The sequence below is a fragment of the Rathayibacter sp. AY1A4 genome, assembly GCF_002930955.1.
Taxonomy (GTDB): domain Bacteria; phylum Actinomycetota; class Actinomycetes; order Actinomycetales; family Microbacteriaceae; genus Rathayibacter.
This window is the reverse complement of the sequence record NZ_PSTN01000021.1, coordinates 1-16,880: the sequence shown is the minus strand read 5'-3', so window position 1 is coordinate 16,880 and position 16,880 is coordinate 1. Positions and strand designations below refer to the sequence as shown.

The following is a 16,880-nucleotide window of genomic DNA, read 5'->3' as shown; positions in this document are numbered from 1 at the left end:
CCCCCACTGCACACGGAACGAGCACCAGAACGCATGCATGACGACAGCACCCGCATCGAAGCCCGCATCGCCCGCTTCCGCGCCGAGAGCCTCCGGCCGGCTATCCACCGGGCGGTCGAGCCGCTCGGGATCGAGTCGTGGACCGCTCCGGGCGAGCCGGTCCCCTTCGACCAGGCGCGGGCCGCGTCCTACGCGCCCGCCCGCATCGGGGAGCCGTGGGGCGCCCCGTGGGGCACCGTGTGGTTCCACGTGCGCGGCGAGATCCCCGCCTCCTGGGTCGGCGTCGACGGCTGCGAGCCCGAGCTCGTCGTCGACCTCGGCTACACCGGCGCCCAGTCCGGCTTCGAGGCGGAGGGGCTCGTCTTCACCGCGACCGGCACGGTCGTGAAGGCCGTCGAGCCGTTCAACCAGTCGGTCCCGCTCGACCGGCTGCCCGGCCGCGAGGCGGGCGACCGCACGGTCGAGCTCTACATCGAGGCCGCCGCCAACCCGAACATCACCGGCGACTGGTCCTTCACCCCCACGGCGCTCGGCGGCCGCCCCGCCGACGGCGCCCTGCCGTCCGACCCGCTCTACCGCCTCCGCCGTCTCGAGCTCGGACTGCTCGACCGGGAGGTCTGGGAGCTGGAGCAGGACATGGCCGTGCTCGTCGGGCTGATCGGGCAGCTGCCCGAGTCCTCCCAGCGCCGCGCCGAGATCGTGCGCGCCCTCGACCGCGCCGTCGACGTCGTCGATCCGGACGACGTGTCCGGCACCGCCGCCGCGGGCCGGGAGGCGCTGCGGACCGTCCTCGAGCGCCCCGCCTCGGCCAGCGCGCACCACCTGCACGCCGTCGGCCACGCCCACATCGACTCCGCCTGGCTCTGGCCCGCCCGCGAGACCGCCCGCAAGGTGGCCCGCACCTTCTCGAACGTCTGCGACCTGATCGAGCGCGAGGAGGGCTTCGTCTTCGCCGCCTCCTCCGCGCAGCAGTACGCGTGGCTGAAGCGCGACCACCCGGAGCTGTTCGAGCGCGTCCGCGGCCACGTGCTCGCGGGCCGCTTCGTGCCGGTCGGCGGGATGTGGGTCGAGTCGGACACGAACATGCCCGGCGGCGAGGCGCTCGTGCGCCAGCTGCTCGAGGGCAAGCGCTTCTTCCTCGACGAGTTCGGGATCGACACGGAGGAGGTCTGGCTCCCGGACTCCTTCGGCTACTCCGCCGCGCTGCCGCAGATCATCGCCGGAGCGGGCGGGCGCTGGTTCCTCACGCAGAAGATCTCGTGGAACGAGACCAACACGATGCCCCACCACACCTTCTGGTGGGAGGGCATCGACGGCACCCGCGTGTTCACGCACTTCCCGCCCGTCGACCTCTACAACTCCGACCTCTCCGGCGAGGACCTCGCCCGAGCCGAGCGCCAGTACGCCGAGAAGGGCAGCGGCACCATGTCGCTCGTGCCCTTCGGCTACGGCGACGGCGGAGGAGGCCCCAACCGCGAGATGATCGCGGCCGCCCGCCGCACGCGCAGCCTCGAGGGCTCGCCGACCGTCGAGCTGTCCACGCCCCGCCGCTTCTTCGAGGAGGCGCAGGCCGAGTACCCGGACGCGCCCACCTGGTCGGGCGAGCTCTACCTCGAATTCCACCGCGGCACCTACACGTCGCAGGCGCGCACCAAGCAGGGCAACCGCCGCAGCGAGCACCTGCTCCGCGAGATCGAGCTGTGGGCGACCACGGCCCTCGTCCGCGCCGGGGTCCCGTACCCGGCCGACGAGCTGCGCGAGATGTGGCGGACGGTCCTCCTGCAGCAGTTCCACGACATCCTGCCCGGCACCTCCATCGCCTGGGTGCACCGCGAGGCGGAGGAGAACTACGCCCGCATCGCGCAGCGGATCGAGGAGATGATCGCCGAGACCGTCCGGGCCCTCGCCGGCGAGGGCTCCGCGGAGCTGCTGGTGAACTCCTCCCCCTTCGCCGTCGGGGGCGTGCCGGCGCTCGGCGCGGCCGCGGCCGACCCCGCCGCGGAGCACTCGGCCCCGACGCTCCGCTCCGACGGCGACGCCCACGTCCTCGACAACGGGCTCGTCCGGGTGCGGATCGGCGCCTCCGGGCTCCTCGAGTCGGTCGTGGACCTCGCGAGCGGCCGGGAGGTCGTGCCCGCCGGCGCCGCCGCGGGGCTCCTCCAGCTCCACCGCGACACCCCGAACAAGTGGGACGCCTGGGACCTCGACGACAACTACCGCCGCACGGTGGAGGACCTCGTCGGCGTCGACTCGGTCCGCGCCGGCACCGTGAGCGACCCGCTCGGCCGCGAGGTGCCGGCGGTCGTGATCACCCGCTCGTTCGGCGGCTCCACGGTCGTGCAGACCGTCTCGCTGCAGATCGGCCGGGCGGCCGTCGACCTCCACCTCGACATCGACTGGCACGAGCGCCGCAAGCTGCTCAAGCTCGCCTTCCCGCTCGACCTGCTCTCGGACCGGGCGACGTCCGAGATCCAGTTCGGCCACGTGCACCGCCCGACCCACGTGAACACGACGTGGGACGCCGCCCGCTTCGAGACCGTCGCGCACCGCTGGGTGCACGTCGGCGAGCCGGGCTTCGGCGTCGCGGTCGTCAACGACTCCACCTACGGGCACGACATCACCCGCGACCGGGCCGCGGCCGGCACCCCGACGACCACGGTCCGGCTCTCGCTCCTGCGCGCGCCGCTGTTCCCCGACCCGGACGCCGACCAGGGCCGCCACCGCCTCGCCGTCTCGCTCGTGGTCGGCGCCGATCTGCCCGACGCCGTCGAGGCCGGCTACGCGCTGAACACCCCGGTCCGCAGGCTCACCGGCGCCGCGCCCGTCGCTCCCCTGGTGTCGATCGACGACCCCTCGGTCATCGTCGAGGCCGTGAAGGCGGCGGACGACGGGAGCGGCGACGTGATCGTGCGGCTCTACGAGTCGCTCGGCCGCCGCGCCGCAGCGACCCTCCGCGCCGCCTTCGCCGTCCGGGCGGTCACCCGCACCGACCTGATGGAGCGCCAGACCGAGCAGGTCCGCATCGAGAGCTCCGTCGAGGCGGAGTCGGCCGACGTACAGCTCGAGCTGCGCCCGTTCGAGATCGCGACGGTGCGCCTGGCGCGCTGAGCGCGAGGGGACGCGGGGCGGGAGCAGGCCGGGCCGGCTTGCTCCTGCCCCTGCGTCATGTGGTCTGCTCGATGCACACCGTCCCGATCGGAGAGGTCCCCCATGCCTTCGTTCCCCGCCCCGCCCCGCCAGGTGCAGATCGGCGACGCCGCCGCGTTCGCCGGCGTCACTCCGCGGGCGATCCGCCACTACCACCGGCTCGGCCTGCTCCCCGAGCGCGAGCGGGGCGGCGACGGCCGCAGGCGCTACGGCTACGACGACATCATCCGGCTGCTCTGGATCCGCCGCCTGGCCGACGCCGGGGTCGCGCTCGAGGACATCCGGGACGCCTTCGCCGTCGCAGCCCCGGCCGGCGCCGAGGACAGCGCCGACCGCGAGGACGAGGTCGCGGGCGTCCTCGCGCGGCTGGACGACGCGCTCGCCGCGCAGGAGGAGGAGCTGCAGCGGAAGCGGGCCTCGGTCCGGCGCATGCGGACCCTCGGCGGCCGGCTGGGGCTGCTCGACGACATCGTCTCGCGCCGCCTCGAGGGCGCGCCCGAGGGCTCGCTGCGCCAGGCCGACCTCGACACCCTGCTGGTCACCGAGCGGATGTTCGGTCCGCTGGGCGCCGTCTCCCAGGCCGGCCGCTTCGTCGTCCTGGCCGCCGATCCGGCGCTGCGGGCGGAGGCCGACCGCGTCGACGCCGCCGAGGAGGCCCTCGACGACACGGTCGCCGAGGACGACCCCCGGGTGGAGCAGGTGGCGCGGGAGCGGCACGCCTTCGAGGCCCGGCTGATGCGCGTCGTCGAGGAGTCCGGTCAGCTCGAGGAGGACGAGGCGATCTTCGACGCGTGGGACGAGGCGCATCCGCCCGAGGACCCCGCGCCGGCCCCCGATCCCGCACAGGGCTCCCGCGCCCGGAGCGCCGGCGAGATCATCCGGAGCCTGCCCTACGACGTCTCGCCGGCCCGCCTGCGTGCCATGGACCTGGCGATGCGGCTCGGGATGGAGGAGGCGCCGGCGTCCTGAGACGCGGAGTCACGCCCGTCCGGTCACCCGAGGACCTCCCGCAGCACCTCCAGCGCCCGCTCGCGGTCGCCGACCCCGCCGCCCTCGTGCCCGCTGTACGGCCACACGTCGATCGACGTCTCGCCGCCCGAGACGTTGTGGGAGGCGAAGACCGTCGAGGGCGGGCAGATCGGGTCCATCAGGCCGACCGAGCGGTGCACCCGGCAGCCCAGGCGCCGCGAGAAGTGGACGCCGTCGACGTAGGAGAGGGTCCGCTCGACGGCGTCGAGGTCCTCGGGGCGGGTCGCCAGGTAACGGGCGATCTCGACGTAGGGCGCCTCGTTCGTGACGGTCGTGGCGCGGAGGACGTCGGAGAGGAAGGGCACCAGGGCGATCGCGGCGCGCACCCGGGGGCGCAGCGCCGCCGCGGCGGTCGCGAGCGCTCCGCCCTGGCTGCCGCCGAAGACCGACACGCGGTCCGGGTCCAGCCCGGGGAGCGCCTCCACGGCGTCGACGGCGAGCGCCGCGTCCGCGATCAGGCGCCGGTAGTAGTACGTCTCGGACGACTCGATGCCGCGGGTCGTGACCCCGGGGTACGCGGGTCCGCTGCCGTGGGGGTCGGGGGTGGCTCCGGAGCGGGCGAGGCGGCCGGCTCCCTGGCCTCGCGCGTCGACGACCAGGTGCGCGTACCCGGCGGCGGCGATCCAGAGGTGCTCGATCGGACGGCCCCGTCCGCTCCCGTACCCGGGGTACTCGATCACCACGGGGAGCGGGGCGCCCGGGTCGACCGCGGGGGTCACCAGCCAGGCGGCGATCGGCTCGCCCGCGAAGCCGGGGAATCGCACGTCCCGCACCCGCACCAGCGGGAGGCCCGCGTCGACCGGCGCGGCGCTCACGGCGGGGCCGCCCTCCCGCCCGAGCGCGAGGGTGGCCCGCCAGAAGGCGTCGAAGTCCTCGGGCTCCGCGACCTCCGCACGGAACTCGCGGAGGGCGGCGAGGGGGCGATCCGTGAACACCGGGTCAGCCTTTCAGACCGGAGTGCGCGAGCCCTTCCACGAACTGCCGCTGAGCGAGGAGGAACACGGCCAGCACGGGCACGACCGTCATCGTCGCCGCGGCGAGCTGCACGTCCCACATCTCCCCGCCGTAGGCGTCGGTGAAGCGGGTGAGCGCCTGGGGCAGGGTGAAGAGCTCGGGTGAGGTCAGGTAGACCGTCGGCTCGAGGTACATGTTCCAGGACCCGAGGAAGGTCAGGATCGCGACGGCCGACAGCGCGGGCTTGGACAGCGGCAGGAAGATGCGCCGCCAGATCCCGAAGCGGCCGAGGCCGTCCAGGCGCGCGGCCTCCTCGAGCTCGCCGGGCATCGCGATGAAGTACTGCCGCATGATGAACGTGCCCAGCACCGCCGGCGCTCCGACCATCGGCACCAGCAGCAGCGGCACGTGGGTGTCGATGAAGCCGAGCTGCCGGAAGATCTGGAACAGCGGGATGATCGTCACCTCCGTCGGCACCAGCAGGCCGGTCAGGACGACGAGGAACACCGCGTTGCGTCCCGGGAACGGGATCCGGGCGAAGGCGTAGCCGGCCAGGCTCGAGACCAGCAGCGTCACCACGGTGACCGTGACCGCGATGTAGAGGCTGTTCCAGTACTGGAGCGCGAACGGCTGGAACCGGAACGCCTCGGCGTAGCCCGCCAGGCTCGGCGAGTCCGGCAGCAGGGTCGGCGGGTTCGAGAAGATCTCGTTCACCGGCTTGAACGACGAGGCGATCATCCAGAACGTCGGCACCGCGAACGGCAGGACGAGCAGGATCAGCGTCACGACGAGCAGGGCGGTCATGAGCGGGCTGCGGCCGCGGCGGCGCTTGACGGGCGGCTCCGGGACGGCTTCGAGGCGTGGCGTGAGCGGGGTCCCCTCCTCGACGACGGCGTCAGTTCTCATAGAAGACCCATTTCTTGCGCAGCTGCCACTGCACGACCGTGAGGATCAGGACGAAGAGGAGCAGCATCAGCGAGAGCGTCGCGCCGTAGCCGATGTCGCTGAACTCGAAGGCCTGTTGGAACACGTAGTAGACGAGCACTGTCGTCGACAGCTCGGGCCCGCCCTCGGTCAGGACGGCGACCTGCGCGAACGCCTGCAGCGAGCCGACGATCGTGAGGATGCCGGTGAGGAGCAGGGTGGGCGAGATGAGCGGGAGCGTGATCCGGAAGAAGATCGCGCGGGGGCTCGCGCCGTCCAGGCGGGCCGCCTCGTAGAGGTCGCCCGGCACTCCCTGCAGCGCGGCGAGGAAGAGCACCATGTTGACGCCGACGCTGCGGATGACCTGCGTGACGATGACGCTCGCCATCGCGGTGGGCCCCTCCTGGAGCCAGTTCGGCCCGTCGAGGCCGACCAGCGAGAGCAGGCCGTTGATCGCGCCGTTGTCCTGGAGGAGGAAGCCCCAGACGAGGGTCCAGGCGACCACCGAGATGACGACGGGCGAGAAGAAGAGCGTGCGGAACAGGGCGCCGCCCGGGATCCTCCGGTTGAGCAGCACGGCCAGGCCCAGCCCGAGGGCGAGGTTCAGGACGACCACTCCCCCGGAGAAGACCGCGGTCGTGCCGAGCACCGCGCCGATGCTCGGGTCGTTGATCGCCCGCTCGTAGTTCTCGCCGCCCACGAAGGTCATGGAGCCGGTGAAGACGTTCCACTCGTTGAGGCTGAACCAGACCGCGAGCCCGACGGGCAGCAGCACGAACACGATCACACCGAGCAGCTGGGGCGCGATGAAGAGCCAGCCGGCGAGCGCGTCGCGGCGCCGGAGGTTCCAGTAGGCGCCGGCGGGAGCGGATCGGCGGCTGTCCGTCGAGGTCGCGGTCACGGGATCACTTCCCCTGGAGGACGGGCGCGATGGCGTCGCAGACGCCTCCGAGCACCTCGGCGACGTCGGCATCGGCCGACCACATGCGGTCCAGCGCCGTCTTGCCGACCGAGGTGATCTCGGCGGGGCTCGTCACCGGAGGGGTGGCGGACACGTCGGCGAGCTCGTCGACCACGACGCGGTCGAGCTGCTCGGCGCTGAGGCGCGTGTTGACCTTCGCCAGCTCCTCACCGGACAGCAGCGACTCGCGGGGCGGCGGGAAGAACTGCGCGAGCTTGGCGGAGTTCTCCGGGTTGGTCATGAACGAGAGGAAGCCGGTCGCCTCCTCCACGTGGTCGCCGCCTGCGAGCGCGGCCATGCCGGCCTGGCCGATGTTGCCGTACTCGCCGGCGGGGCCGACGGGCAGCGGGTAGATCTCGAACGGGAACGAGCCGTCGAGCAGGCTCGCGCGCGAGACCTGCGCGGTCGTGAACGCGGCGTCGCCGGCGAAGAAGTCCGCCGTCACGCCGGGTCCGGGGGTCGCGCCGCTGACGTAGACCGAGTCGTGGAAGAACTGGAACGCCTCCACCATCTCGGGCGAGTCCATCGTGCACTGGGTCCCGTCGTCGCTCCAAGGCTGGGCTCCCCAGCCCGCCCAGAGGTTCGCGAGGCTCAGCCAGCCCGAGAAGTCGAAGTCGCGGATGATGTAGCCGGCCTTGCCGGTCGACTCGTTGACGGCCGCGCCGATGCGGTCGACGTCCTCCCAGCTGAGCGTCGCGGGGTCGACGGTCTGCCCGGCCTGCGCGATGAGGTCCTGGTTCACGTACAGCGCGAACGGCGAGTTGGAGAACGGGTACGCGTAGAGCTCGCCGTCCTGGCTGAACGACTGCGCCACGCTGGGCAGGATGTCGTCGTACTCGTAGCCCTCGGTCCCCTCGAAGGTCTCGGTCAGTGGAGCGAGCGCTCCGGCGTCGATCAGGTCCTTCGCGATGTCGCCCACCCAGGCGAGGTCGGGGGCGTTGCCGCCCGCGGCCTGCGTGGTCAGGGTCGAGTTGTAGTCCGCGAACGGGAGGGACTCGAAGGTCACGGACTCGATCTCGGGGTGGTCGGCGATGTACTCGTCGGCCATCGAGTCGAACAGGGCGAGCTGCTTCTCGTCGGAGGTCCAGACGGACATCCTCAGAGCGACGGGTGCTGAGTCGTCCCCGCCGCCGGCGGCGCCGCAGCCCGAGAGGGCGGCGATCACTCCGACTGCGGCGAGCGAGGCCATCAGCTTCTTCGCTGGTCTCATCGTCTCTCTTTCTCCAATGGTCTTCTCGGTGTTCCCGGTCAGTACCCGACGACGTCGGGCCAGTGGGTCTCTACGCCGCGCGACTCGAGCCTCGCCTGCAGGCGGGCGACGAGGGCGGGGTCGGCGGCGATCTCGTGGGGCGACAGGTCCTCGGCGAGGGCGAGGGCCGCCAGCTCGCCGACGGCCTCGCCGATGTTCCACTCCACGGGGTGGAGGCGGTACGCGCCGTTGGTGATGTGCGTCGTCCCGATGTTCTTGCCCCCGGGCAGCAGGTTCGTCGGGGTGCGCGGCACGAGGGCGCCGAGCGGGATCTCGAACGGCGAGCACTCCACGTCGAGGTAGTTGTCGCCTCCGGTGGTCGGGTGCAGGTCGATCCGGTACATGCCCACGCCGACGGAGTCGTCGAAGCGCGCGGGGCTCCCCGTCCCGCGGGCGGCGACGGAGACGTCCTGCTCGCGCACGGTGGTGAGCGCGCGGATCCGGCGGGACTCGCGGATGTAGGGGGCCTGCGCGAGGCCGTCGGCGGTGCCCATCACGTCGCCGCGGAGCCGGAGCCCGGGCCAGCCGCGGCCGCCGTCGGGCCGGGGCGCCTCGGTCTGGAGCCAGTAGAAGTACGACAGCGAGAGCGCGCGGGCGCCGGCGAGGTGCTTCTCCGGCTCCGACACGTCGAGGATCGAGCTGTCGAGGTAGTCGAGCATCGGCCAGTTCGCGAGCACGATGTCGCTGTCGAGCGCGCCCGGCCGGAGGGTCTCGGTCGCGAGGATCCGGCGGAACATCCAGAGGTCGGTGTCCCCGCCCTGCGCGCGCTGGTCCGCGGTGCGGGTGTCACCCACGGCGTTGACGTGCATCGTGCGGGTCTCGGGGCGCAGCGTCCTCGGGTTCGGCGCGGTGAAGGAGAGGAGCTTCCCGCCCCAGAACGGCACCTCGTACTCGTGCCAGTAGTCGTAGTCGGCCGGGCGCTCGATGGTGTGGTCGCCGTCCGCGCTGTCGAAGCCGAAGCACCAGGTGACGGCCTGCACGTTCATCGGGTCGGCGACGGCGGGAGCGCTGGGCTCGCCGTGCTCGTCGCGCGACTCGGAGCCCGTGACGTAGTCGACCTCCGCGAGGGGGAGCAGCTCCCCCGTCTCGGTCGCGTCGACCACGTACCGTCCGGAGACGGCGAGCTCCTCGCCCGAGACCGCGTCGCGCAGCAGGACGCGCTCGATCCGGCCCGGGCCGCCGTCGACGGCGAAGGGGACGACGCCGGTGACGACGCGGATCGCTCCGCTCGAGCGGTAGGGGGCGAGCATCTCGTCGAGCACGGCGACGGCGACGCGGGGCTCGGCGCAGAGCCGGCTCACGAGTCCGCGGCCGGGGTTCAGGCGGTCGTCGCGCATCGCCTCGGCGGTGAGGGGGTAGTTGCGGCGGTAGTAGCCGCGGATGCCGTCGCGGAGGCGCCGGTAGTCGGCGGTGACGCCGAACTGCTCGACCCAGGTGTGCTCGTCCGGCGGGACGCCCTGCGAGGTGAGCTGGCCGCCCAGCCACGGGTACTGCTCGGTCAGCACGACCGAGAGGCCGTTGCGGGCGAGGGCGATCGCCGCCGCCACTCCTCCGAGTCCGCCGCCGATCACGGCGACATCTGCTTGCATCGGGGTCACGCGTCCGCCTCGTCCTCGTCGACAGTCTGGGTCATCGGCCTACTACCCACGGGTAATACGTATTGCCGATTGGTTAGACCGTAACGCACGAGTGTCCGGTTGGCAACGGTCTCCGCCGTTCCGAGCGACGCCGCGGCGACCCGCGGGCGTCCTCAGCCGGGAGTGGGCCGGATGTCAGGGCTCGGTGGCATGCTCGACCCCGAGCGCGGCCGGCGGGCGGCGGCGCGGAGCGGAGCAGCATGATCGGGTTGGATCTCACCGGGCGCACGGCCCTCGTCACGGGGTCGGGGCAGGGCATCGGGCTGGCCATCGCGACGACGCTCGCGGAGGCGGGCGCCGAGGTGATCGTGAACGCCCGCTCCGAGCGGTCGATCCGCCGGGCGATCGAGGCGGTCGGCGCGGCGGTGCCGGAGGCGCGGGTGCGCGGAGTCGCCGCCGACGTGTCGACGGAGAAGGGCACGGGCTCCCTCCTGCGCGCGGCCGCCGACGTGGACGTGCTCGTCAACAACCTCGGGATCTTCGGCTCCGCCGATGCGCTCTCCATCGACGACGACGAGTGGCGCCGCTACTTCGAGGTCAACGTGCTCACCGGCGTGCGCCTCACCCGCGCCTACCTCCCCGGGATGATGGAGCGCGAGTGGGGCCGCGTCCTCTACATCGGCAGCGACTCCGCCGTCGTCACACCCGCCGAGATGATCCACTACGGAGTGTCGAAGACCGCGCTGCTGGGCGTCTCGCGCGGCTTCGCCAAGGCCGCCGCCGGCACCGGGGTGACGGTGAACAGCGTGCTCGCCGGGCCGACCCACACGGGCGGCGTCGAGGACTTCGTCTACGAGCTGGTCGACCGCGAGCTGCCGTGGGAGGAGGCGCAGCGCGAGTTCATGCGCCTGCACCGGCCGCAGTCGCTGCTGAAGCGCCTCATCGAGCCGGAGGAGATCGCCCACATGGTGGCGTACCTCGCCTCCCCGCTCGCCTCGGCCACCACGGGCGCAGCCGTGCGCGTCGACGGCGGCTACATCGACTCGATCGTGCCGTAACGCGCGCTCCCGGGGCTTCCCGGGGCGCCCGTCAGTGCGGAGGGGCGACCGAGCCGCCGGGGCGCCACGGGCCGCCGATGCGCTCCTGGAGGAGCGGTGCCGCGGGGTCGGCGAGGCGGGCGAGCAGCGCCTCCACTCCGCGGCGGCCGAGCTCGCGGCCGGGCGCGACGAGCAGGTCGAGCGCCGGGTCGGCCAGGTCGGCGACGTCGGGGTCGGAGGCGAGCAGGACGATCGAGAGGTCCTCGGGCACGCGCAGCCCGCGGTGCCGCACCTCGTGCGCGAAACCGACGGCGGCGCCCCCGTTGACGATCACCACGGCGGTCGCGGAGGCGGGGTCGAACGAGCGGGCGAGGGTGCGGCCGCCGGCGGGCGACTCCTCGCAGCGCAGCAGCACGCCCTCGACGCCGCGGGCCGCGCAGGCGAGTGCGAACGCCTCCTGGGTGCGCGCGTAGGGGCCGAAGTCGGCCGCGGCGTCGCGGTCCGGGCCGAGCACGAGCGCCACCCGCGCGTGCCCCAGGCCGGCGAGCCGGCCGAGCGCCTCCTCGACCATGCCCTCGAAGTCGATGTCGACCCAGTCGAGGGCGGACGGGTCGCGGGTGCGCCCGATGAGGGCGAAGGGCGTGCCGGAGTCCCGCAGGACCGGCACGCGCTCGTCCTCGCTGGTGACCTGCATCAGCACGACGCCGTCGATCAGGCCGTCGGCGCGCAGGTCGGCGAGGCGGTCGGAGCCGCCGACCGTCGGCCACAGGACGATCGAGTGGTCCTGCTCCGCCGCGGCCTCGGCGGCTCCGAGCAGGAACGAGGTGGCGGTGTTGAGCGGCCGGCTCGACACGAGCGGATAGACGACCGCGATGATCCCGGAGCGGCGCCGCGCGAGAGCGCGGGCCAGGGCGTGCGGCCGGAAGCCGAGCTCGCGCATCGCCGCCCGCACCCGCTCGCGGGTCTCGGGCGAGACGGGCTTGGTGTCGTTGACCACGAACGAGACCGTCGCGATCGAGACCCCCGCGAGGCGCGCGACATCCCTCATCGTGGCCACCGCGCCTCCTCCGCTCGCGCCGCCGGGCCGTGGTTGACGCGGGGCGGACGTCTCCCGCATCCTAGGAGACGCGGCCGGTAAAGCGGTTAACCCCGTGTCGGGCCGCCCACTGCCGCACCGTCTCCACCGTCGAAGAAGGAACACCGTGACCACACCCTCCTCCCCCGTCCGCGTCCTCGTCTGGGGCGAGAACCGCCATGAGCAGATCGAGGAGAAGGTCCGCGCGATCTACCCCGACGGCATGCACAGCACGATCGCCGACGGCATCCGCGAGAACCTCGGCGAGCGCGCCACCGTCTCCACCACCACGCTCGACGAGCCCGAGCACGGCCTCACCGAGGACGTCCTCGACGCCACCGACGTGCTCGTCTGGTGGGGCCACATGGCCCACGGCGACGTCTCCGACGAGATCGTCGAGCGCGTCCAGCGCCACGTCCTCTCGGGCATGGGCCTCGTCGTCCTGCACTCCGGCCACTGGTCGAAGATCTTCGGCAAGCTCATGGGCACCACCTGCACGCTGCGCTGGCGCTCGGAGCAGGACCGCGAGCTGGTCTGGACCGTCGACCCCACGCACCCCATCGCCCAGGGGATCCCGCACCCCTTCCTGATCCCGCAGCAGGAGATGTACGGCGAGTTCTTCGACGTGCCGGCGCCCGACGAGCTCGTGTTCCTCTCGACCTTCACGGGCGGCGAGGTCTTCCGCTCCGGCATGACCTGGAAGCGCGGCCACGGGCGCATCTTCTTCTTCTCCCCCGGCGACCAGGACTACCCCGTCTACCACCAGGCCGAGGTGCGCCGCGTGATCGCGAACGGCGTCGAGTGGGTGCGCTCCTCGCGCCCCGAGCGCCGCCTCCCGGTGCTGCAGCGCTACGAGACCGAGGACTTCCACAACGGCCAGGACTACGAGGGAGCGCTCGTCCGATGACGGTCCGCCTCGTCCAGGTCGGCGCCGGCGCGATGGGCCGCGCCTGGATCCGCACCATCCGCGACTCCCCGGACGCCGAGCTCGTCGGCCTGGTCGACCTCGACGTCGACCTCGCCACGGCTGCCGCGGAGGAGGAGGGGGTCGGCCCGGTCGCGGTCGGCACCTCCGTCGCCGAGGTCGCCGCGCGCTCCGGCGCCGACGCCGTGGTCAACGTGACCGTGCCGCGGGCGCACCTGCCCGTCAGCTCGGAGGCGCTGTTCGCCGGGCTGCCCGTGCTCTCCGAGAAGCCGATCGCGCCGACCATCGCCGAGGCGCTGGTGCTCGCGGCGACGGCAGAGGCCTCGGGCCGGCTCCTGATGACCAGCCAGTCGCGCCGCTACTACTCGGCGATCACCGCCTTCCGCGAGCAGATCGCCGGGCTCGGGCAGCTGGGCACCGCCTCCGTGCACTTCGCGAAGGCACCCCGCTTCGGCGGCTTCCGCGACGAGATGGACCACGTGCTCCTGGTCGACATGGCGATCCACGCCTTCGACGCGGCGCGGTACCTGCTCGACAGCGACCCGGTCGCGGTCTACTGCGAGGAGTACAACCCGGGCTGGAGCTGGTACGCCGACGGAGCCGCGGCGAGCGCCGTGTTCGAGTTCGCCGGCGGAGTGCGCTTCAGCTACACCGGCAGCTGGTGCGCCGACGGCCTCGAGACCTCGTGGAACGGCGACTGGCGCGTGAACGGGGCCGGCGGCACCGCGCACTGGGACGGCGACGGCGCTCCGGAGTGGCAGTCGCGCGAGTCGGAGCCGGTGCGGACCGCCACGCTCGAGCCCGTGCCCGAGGAGATCGCGGGCTCGCTCGCGGAGTTCGTGCGAGTGCTGGGCTCGGGGGCGGTCCCCTCGGGCGAGGTGCACTCGAACGTGCGGAGCCTCGCGATGGTGGAGGCGGCGGTCCGCTCCTCCGAGACGGGTGCGCGGGTGCGGCTCGACGACGTGCTGGAGGAGGGGTACGCGGAGGCGCTGACGCTCGCGCGCGACGAGCGCGTCCGCGCGGCCCTCGGCTCCTGGGGCTCGGCCGCGGAGGGCCTCGCGCGCTGACCACGCCGCCTGGCGGATCTCGAGGCGTCCGTGCCGGCGTCTCGAGACCCCCGCCCGGTCGCGGCTCCGCCACCGCGCGTTCGCCGGGCGGACACCTGCGGGCGGCGGGGCGTTCACCGGGGGCGGCCAGCGTGGGCGGGTTCCTTCGAAGCCGCTCAGGAGACCCGTGTCCTCTCGTCACACCCGCACCCGCACCCGCACCCGCACCGCCGCCCTCGCCCTCACCGTCACCCTCGCCGGCTGCACCCTCGGAGCCGCGGCCCTGCCCGCCTCCGCCGCGGGCGACTCCTTCTTCACCCGCATCGCCACGGTGCCGGCCTACCTCAACGCGGCCGACCCGTCCGCCGACTCCGCCGTCGCCGAGATCTCGAGCGCGTCGCCCGACGGCCGCCTGGTCTACTCGACGGACTCCGCCGGGCAGCGCATCGACGTCCTCGACATCTCGGACCCCGACGCCCCCGAGCCGCGCGGCGGCGTCGGCGTGGGCGGCGAGCCGACCTCGGTCTACGCGACCGGCGAGTACGTCCTCGCGGTGGTCGACACGAGCGACGGCGACTTCGCGAACCCCTCCGGCCACGTCAGCGTGCTGCACGCCGACGACCTCGCGCCCGTCGCGAGCATCGAGCTCGGCGGCCAGCCCGACTCCATCGACGTCACCACCGACGGCTCGACCGCGGTCATCGCGATCGAGAACCAGCGCGACGAGGACCTCGCCCCCGAGGGCGGCGAGGAGGGCGACCTCCCGCAGGCGCCCGCCGGGGAGCTCGTGGTGATGGACCTCGCGGGCGACCCCTCCGCCTGGGTGCCGGAGCACGTCGACCTCACCGGTCTCGCCGGCCTCGACACCCCGTCGGACCCGGAGCCCGAGTACGTCTCGATCAACCCGGCCGACACGGCCGTCGCCGTGACGCTGCAGGAGAACAACGCCGTCGCGATCGTCGACCTGGCCACCCGCTCCGTCACCGCCTCGTACACCGCGGGCACCGCCTCCGTCAGCGGCATCGACACGCTCGACGACGACTCGATCTCGCTGACCGGCTCGATCACCGACGTCCCGCGCGAGCCCGACGCGATCGGCTGGGTCGGCGACGACCACGTCGCGATCGCGAACGAGGGCGACTGGAAGGGCGGCACGCGCGGCTGGTCGATCCTCGACGCCGCGACCGGGGCCGTGCAGTGGGACGTCGGGAACTCGTTCGACCACCTCGCGGTGCGCCTCGGGCTCTACCCGGACAAGCGCTCCGACGCGAAGGGCTCCGAGCCCGAGGGCCTGCTCTCGGCCACCTTCGACGGCGTCCCCTACGTGTTCGTCGGCGCCGAGCGGGCCAACTTCGTGGCCGTCTACGACGTGTCGGAGCCGACCGCGCCGCGCTTCGTGCAGGCGCTGCCGTCGACCCCGGGTCCGGAGGGGCTGCTCGCCCTGCCCGAGCGCGACCTGCTGGTCGTCTCGAGCGAGACCGACGACGCCGAGGCCGCCGTCCGCGCGAGCGTGCAGCTCTACGCGCTCGGCGCCTCCGCCCCCGCGTTCCCGACCGTGCTGTCGGCCGACGTCGACGGATCGCCGCTGCCCTGGGGCGCGCTCTCGGGCCTCTCGACCGATCCGGCGGCGCCCGACCGCCTGTACGCGGTGAGCGACAGCGCCTACGCGCCGAGCACCCTCCACTCGATCGACACCTCCGTCTCGCCGGCGCTGCTCGACATGACGCTCACGGTGACCGAGGGCGGCGAGCCCGCCGCTCTGGATCTGGAGGGGATCGCCGCCCGCGTCGACGGCGGCTTCTGGGCCGTGACGGAGGGCGGGACCGGCGACGGCAACGCGCTCCTGCGGCTCGACGCCGACGCCGCGGTGACCGAGCGGATCGCCCTGCCCGCGGAGCTCGCCTCCGCGCTGGGCAAGCAGGGCTTCGAGGGAGTGACCGTCGAGGACGGCGCCGCCGGTGAGATCGTCTGGACGGCGCTGCAGCGCGAGGCCTCGATCGACGCCGACGGAGTGGTCCGGATCGGGCGCTACGACGTCGCCGCCGACACCTGGAGCTTCTTCGGCTACCCGCTGGAGGCCGTCTCCGGGGCGGACGGCGACTGGAACGGACTCTCGGAGATCACGCTGACCGCCGCGGGCACGCTCGCGGTGATCGAGCGCGACAAGCTCAACGGGCCCGATGCCGCGCTGAAGGCCGTGTACACGGTGCCGCTGCCGACGGAGGCCGGCGCGGCGGTCGGCGAGACGCTGCCGATGCTCGAGAAGACGCTCGCGGTCGACGTGCTGCCCGCGCTGCAGGCCGGGAACGGCTGGACCCAGGAGAAGCTCGAGGGCCTCGGGATCACCGGCTCCGGCGAGGTGTTCGCGGTGACCGACAACGACGGCGTGGACGACGCGAACGGCGAGACGGTGCTCGCATCGCTCGGCTCCGCGGAGTCCGTGTTCGGGGCGGGGACGGTGCCGACGCCGGGGCCGACTGTCGAGCCGACGGTGGCGCCGACGGCTGAGCCGACCGCGCAGCCCACGGTCGCGCCGACGGCCGAGCCGACCCGCACGCCGACTCCCGCTCCGGCCGGCGCCGTTCCTCCGCGGACCGGCTCGGGACTCGCGAGCACCGGCGTAGAGACTGGCTGGACCGCCGCGGCGGCTCTCGCCCTGCTCGCCGGTGGAGCGCTCGCGCTCGGAGTCACGCGCCGCCGCCGCGACGCGCGCTGACGGACGCCGACGGCCCGGGGGACAGTGTCCTCCGGGCCGTCGGCGTTCCCGCCGCGAGCGGGGCGGGTGGGGCGAGTAGTCGGGTGTCAGCTTCCGGTGTCAGCTTCCGGTGGGGGCGTCCTCGGTGTCGGGAGAGGTGCTCTCGGAGGGCGCCTGCGGGGCGACGGGCGAGCAGGGCGAGAGCCGCCGCGGCGGTCCAGCCAGTCTCTACGCCGGTGCTCGCGAGTCCCGAGCCGGTCC

General features: G+C 73.4%; 12 protein-coding genes. 6 read left to right on the top strand and 6 right to left on the bottom strand.

Annotated elements, in window-relative coordinates:
* The first annotated feature begins 33 nt into the window (after nt 1-33).
* Nucleotides 34-3,108, top strand: a complete 3,075-nt coding sequence (locus tag C5B92_RS12595) for a glycoside hydrolase family 38 C-terminal domain-containing protein (RefSeq protein ID WP_104255941.1) — start codon at nt 34-36, stop codon at nt 3,106-3,108.
* Nucleotides 3,109-3,210: 102 nt separating this feature from the next.
* Nucleotides 3,211-4,116, top strand: coding sequence for a MerR family transcriptional regulator (locus tag C5B92_RS12590; RefSeq protein WP_104255940.1), 906 nt, complete (start codon nt 3,211-3,213; stop codon nt 4,114-4,116).
* A 23-nt stretch (nt 4,117-4,139) separates the two neighbouring features.
* On the opposite strand, the gene C5B92_RS12585 is transcribed toward C5B92_RS12590, so the two are convergent.
* The 5 genes from C5B92_RS12585 to C5B92_RS12565 are packed head-to-tail and all read right to left on the bottom strand — an operon-like array spanning nt 4,140 to nt 9,853.
* The gene (locus C5B92_RS12585; RefSeq protein ID WP_104255939.1) at nt 4,140-5,111 is read right to left on the bottom strand and encodes an acetylxylan esterase; all 972 of its coding nucleotides are present in this window, start codon (nt 5,109-5,111) and stop codon (nt 4,140-4,142) included.
* Nucleotides 5,112-5,115: 4 nt separating this feature from the next.
* The gene (locus tag C5B92_RS12580) at nt 5,116-6,036 is read right to left on the bottom strand and encodes a carbohydrate ABC transporter permease (RefSeq protein ID WP_258061417.1); all 921 of its coding nucleotides are present in this window, start codon (nt 6,034-6,036) and stop codon (nt 5,116-5,118) included.
* Nucleotides 6,026-6,955 (bottom strand): carbohydrate ABC transporter permease, encoded by a 930-nt coding sequence (locus C5B92_RS12575; RefSeq protein ID WP_159912158.1) that lies wholly within the window; start codon nt 6,953-6,955, stop codon nt 6,026-6,028. The genes C5B92_RS12580 and C5B92_RS12575 overlap by 11 nt, the downstream gene beginning before the upstream one ends.
* A gap of 4 nt (nt 6,956-6,959) precedes the next feature.
* Nucleotides 6,960-8,225 carry a sugar ABC transporter substrate-binding protein gene (locus tag C5B92_RS12570; protein WP_104224315.1) on the bottom strand — a complete coding sequence of 422 codons (1,266 nt, stop codon included), beginning with the start codon at nt 8,223-8,225 and terminating at the stop codon, nt 6,960-6,962.
* A gap of 38 nt (nt 8,226-8,263) precedes the next feature.
* Nucleotides 8,264-9,853, bottom strand: coding sequence for an FAD-dependent oxidoreductase (locus tag C5B92_RS12565; protein ID WP_104255966.1), 1,590 nt, complete (start codon nt 9,851-9,853; stop codon nt 8,264-8,266).
* Between the two features lie 251 nt (nt 9,854-10,104).
* Between C5B92_RS12565 and C5B92_RS12560 the strand changes: the two genes are divergently transcribed.
* A complete protein-coding gene (locus tag C5B92_RS12560; RefSeq protein WP_104255965.1) occupies nt 10,105-10,899 on the top strand; it encodes an SDR family NAD(P)-dependent oxidoreductase in 795 nt (264 codons plus the stop codon).
* Between the two features lie 31 nt (nt 10,900-10,930).
* On the opposite strand, the gene C5B92_RS12555 is transcribed toward C5B92_RS12560, so the two are convergent.
* Nucleotides 10,931-11,926, bottom strand: coding sequence for a LacI family DNA-binding transcriptional regulator (locus C5B92_RS12555; RefSeq protein ID WP_258061427.1), 996 nt, complete (start codon nt 11,924-11,926; stop codon nt 10,931-10,933).
* 154 nt (nt 11,927-12,080) lie between these two features.
* Here C5B92_RS12555 and C5B92_RS12550 point away from each other — a divergent pair, with 154 nt between their 5' ends.
* From C5B92_RS12550 to C5B92_RS12535, 3 genes are all read left to right on the top strand, one after another.
* Nucleotides 12,081-12,860, top strand: coding sequence for a ThuA domain-containing protein (locus C5B92_RS12550; protein WP_104224317.1), 780 nt, complete (start codon nt 12,081-12,083; stop codon nt 12,858-12,860).
* The gene (locus tag C5B92_RS12545; RefSeq protein ID WP_104255936.1) at nt 12,857-13,945 is read left to right on the top strand and encodes a Gfo/Idh/MocA family protein; all 1,089 of its coding nucleotides are present in this window, start codon (nt 12,857-12,859) and stop codon (nt 13,943-13,945) included. Before C5B92_RS12550 ends, C5B92_RS12545 begins: the two co-directional genes overlap by 4 nt.
* Nucleotides 13,946-14,111: 166 nt before the next feature.
* Nucleotides 14,112-16,640, top strand: coding sequence for an esterase-like activity of phytase family protein (locus C5B92_RS12535; RefSeq protein ID WP_146079310.1), 2,529 nt, complete (start codon nt 14,112-14,114; stop codon nt 16,638-16,640).
* The last annotated feature ends 240 nt before the right edge of the window (nt 16,641-16,880 follow it).

Bases quoted from the DNA above. Each gene is read 5' to 3' on its own strand.
- C5B92_RS12595 (WP_104255941.1), top strand. From the start codon at position 34: ATGCATGACGACAGCACCCGCATCGAAGCCCGCATCGCCCGCTTCCGC.
- C5B92_RS12590 (WP_104255940.1), top strand. From the start codon at position 3,211: ATGCCTTCGTTCCCCGCCCCGCCCCGCCAGGTGCAGATCGGCGACGCC.
- C5B92_RS12580 (WP_258061417.1), bottom strand. From the start codon at position 6,036: ATGAGAACTGACGCCGTCGTCGAGGAGGGGACCCCGCTCACGCCACGC.
- C5B92_RS12570 (WP_104224315.1), bottom strand. From the start codon at position 8,225: ATGAGACCAGCGAAGAAGCTGATGGCCTCGCTCGCCGCAGTCGGAGTG.
- C5B92_RS12565 (WP_104255966.1), bottom strand. From the start codon at position 9,853: ATGCAAGCAGATGTCGCCGTGATCGGCGGCGGACTCGGAGGAGTGGCG.
- C5B92_RS12555 (WP_258061427.1), bottom strand. From the start codon at position 11,926: ATGAGGGATGTCGCGCGCCTCGCGGGGGTCTCGATCGCGACGGTCTCG.
- C5B92_RS12545 (WP_104255936.1), top strand. From the start codon at position 12,857: ATGACGGTCCGCCTCGTCCAGGTCGGCGCCGGCGCGATGGGCCGCGCC.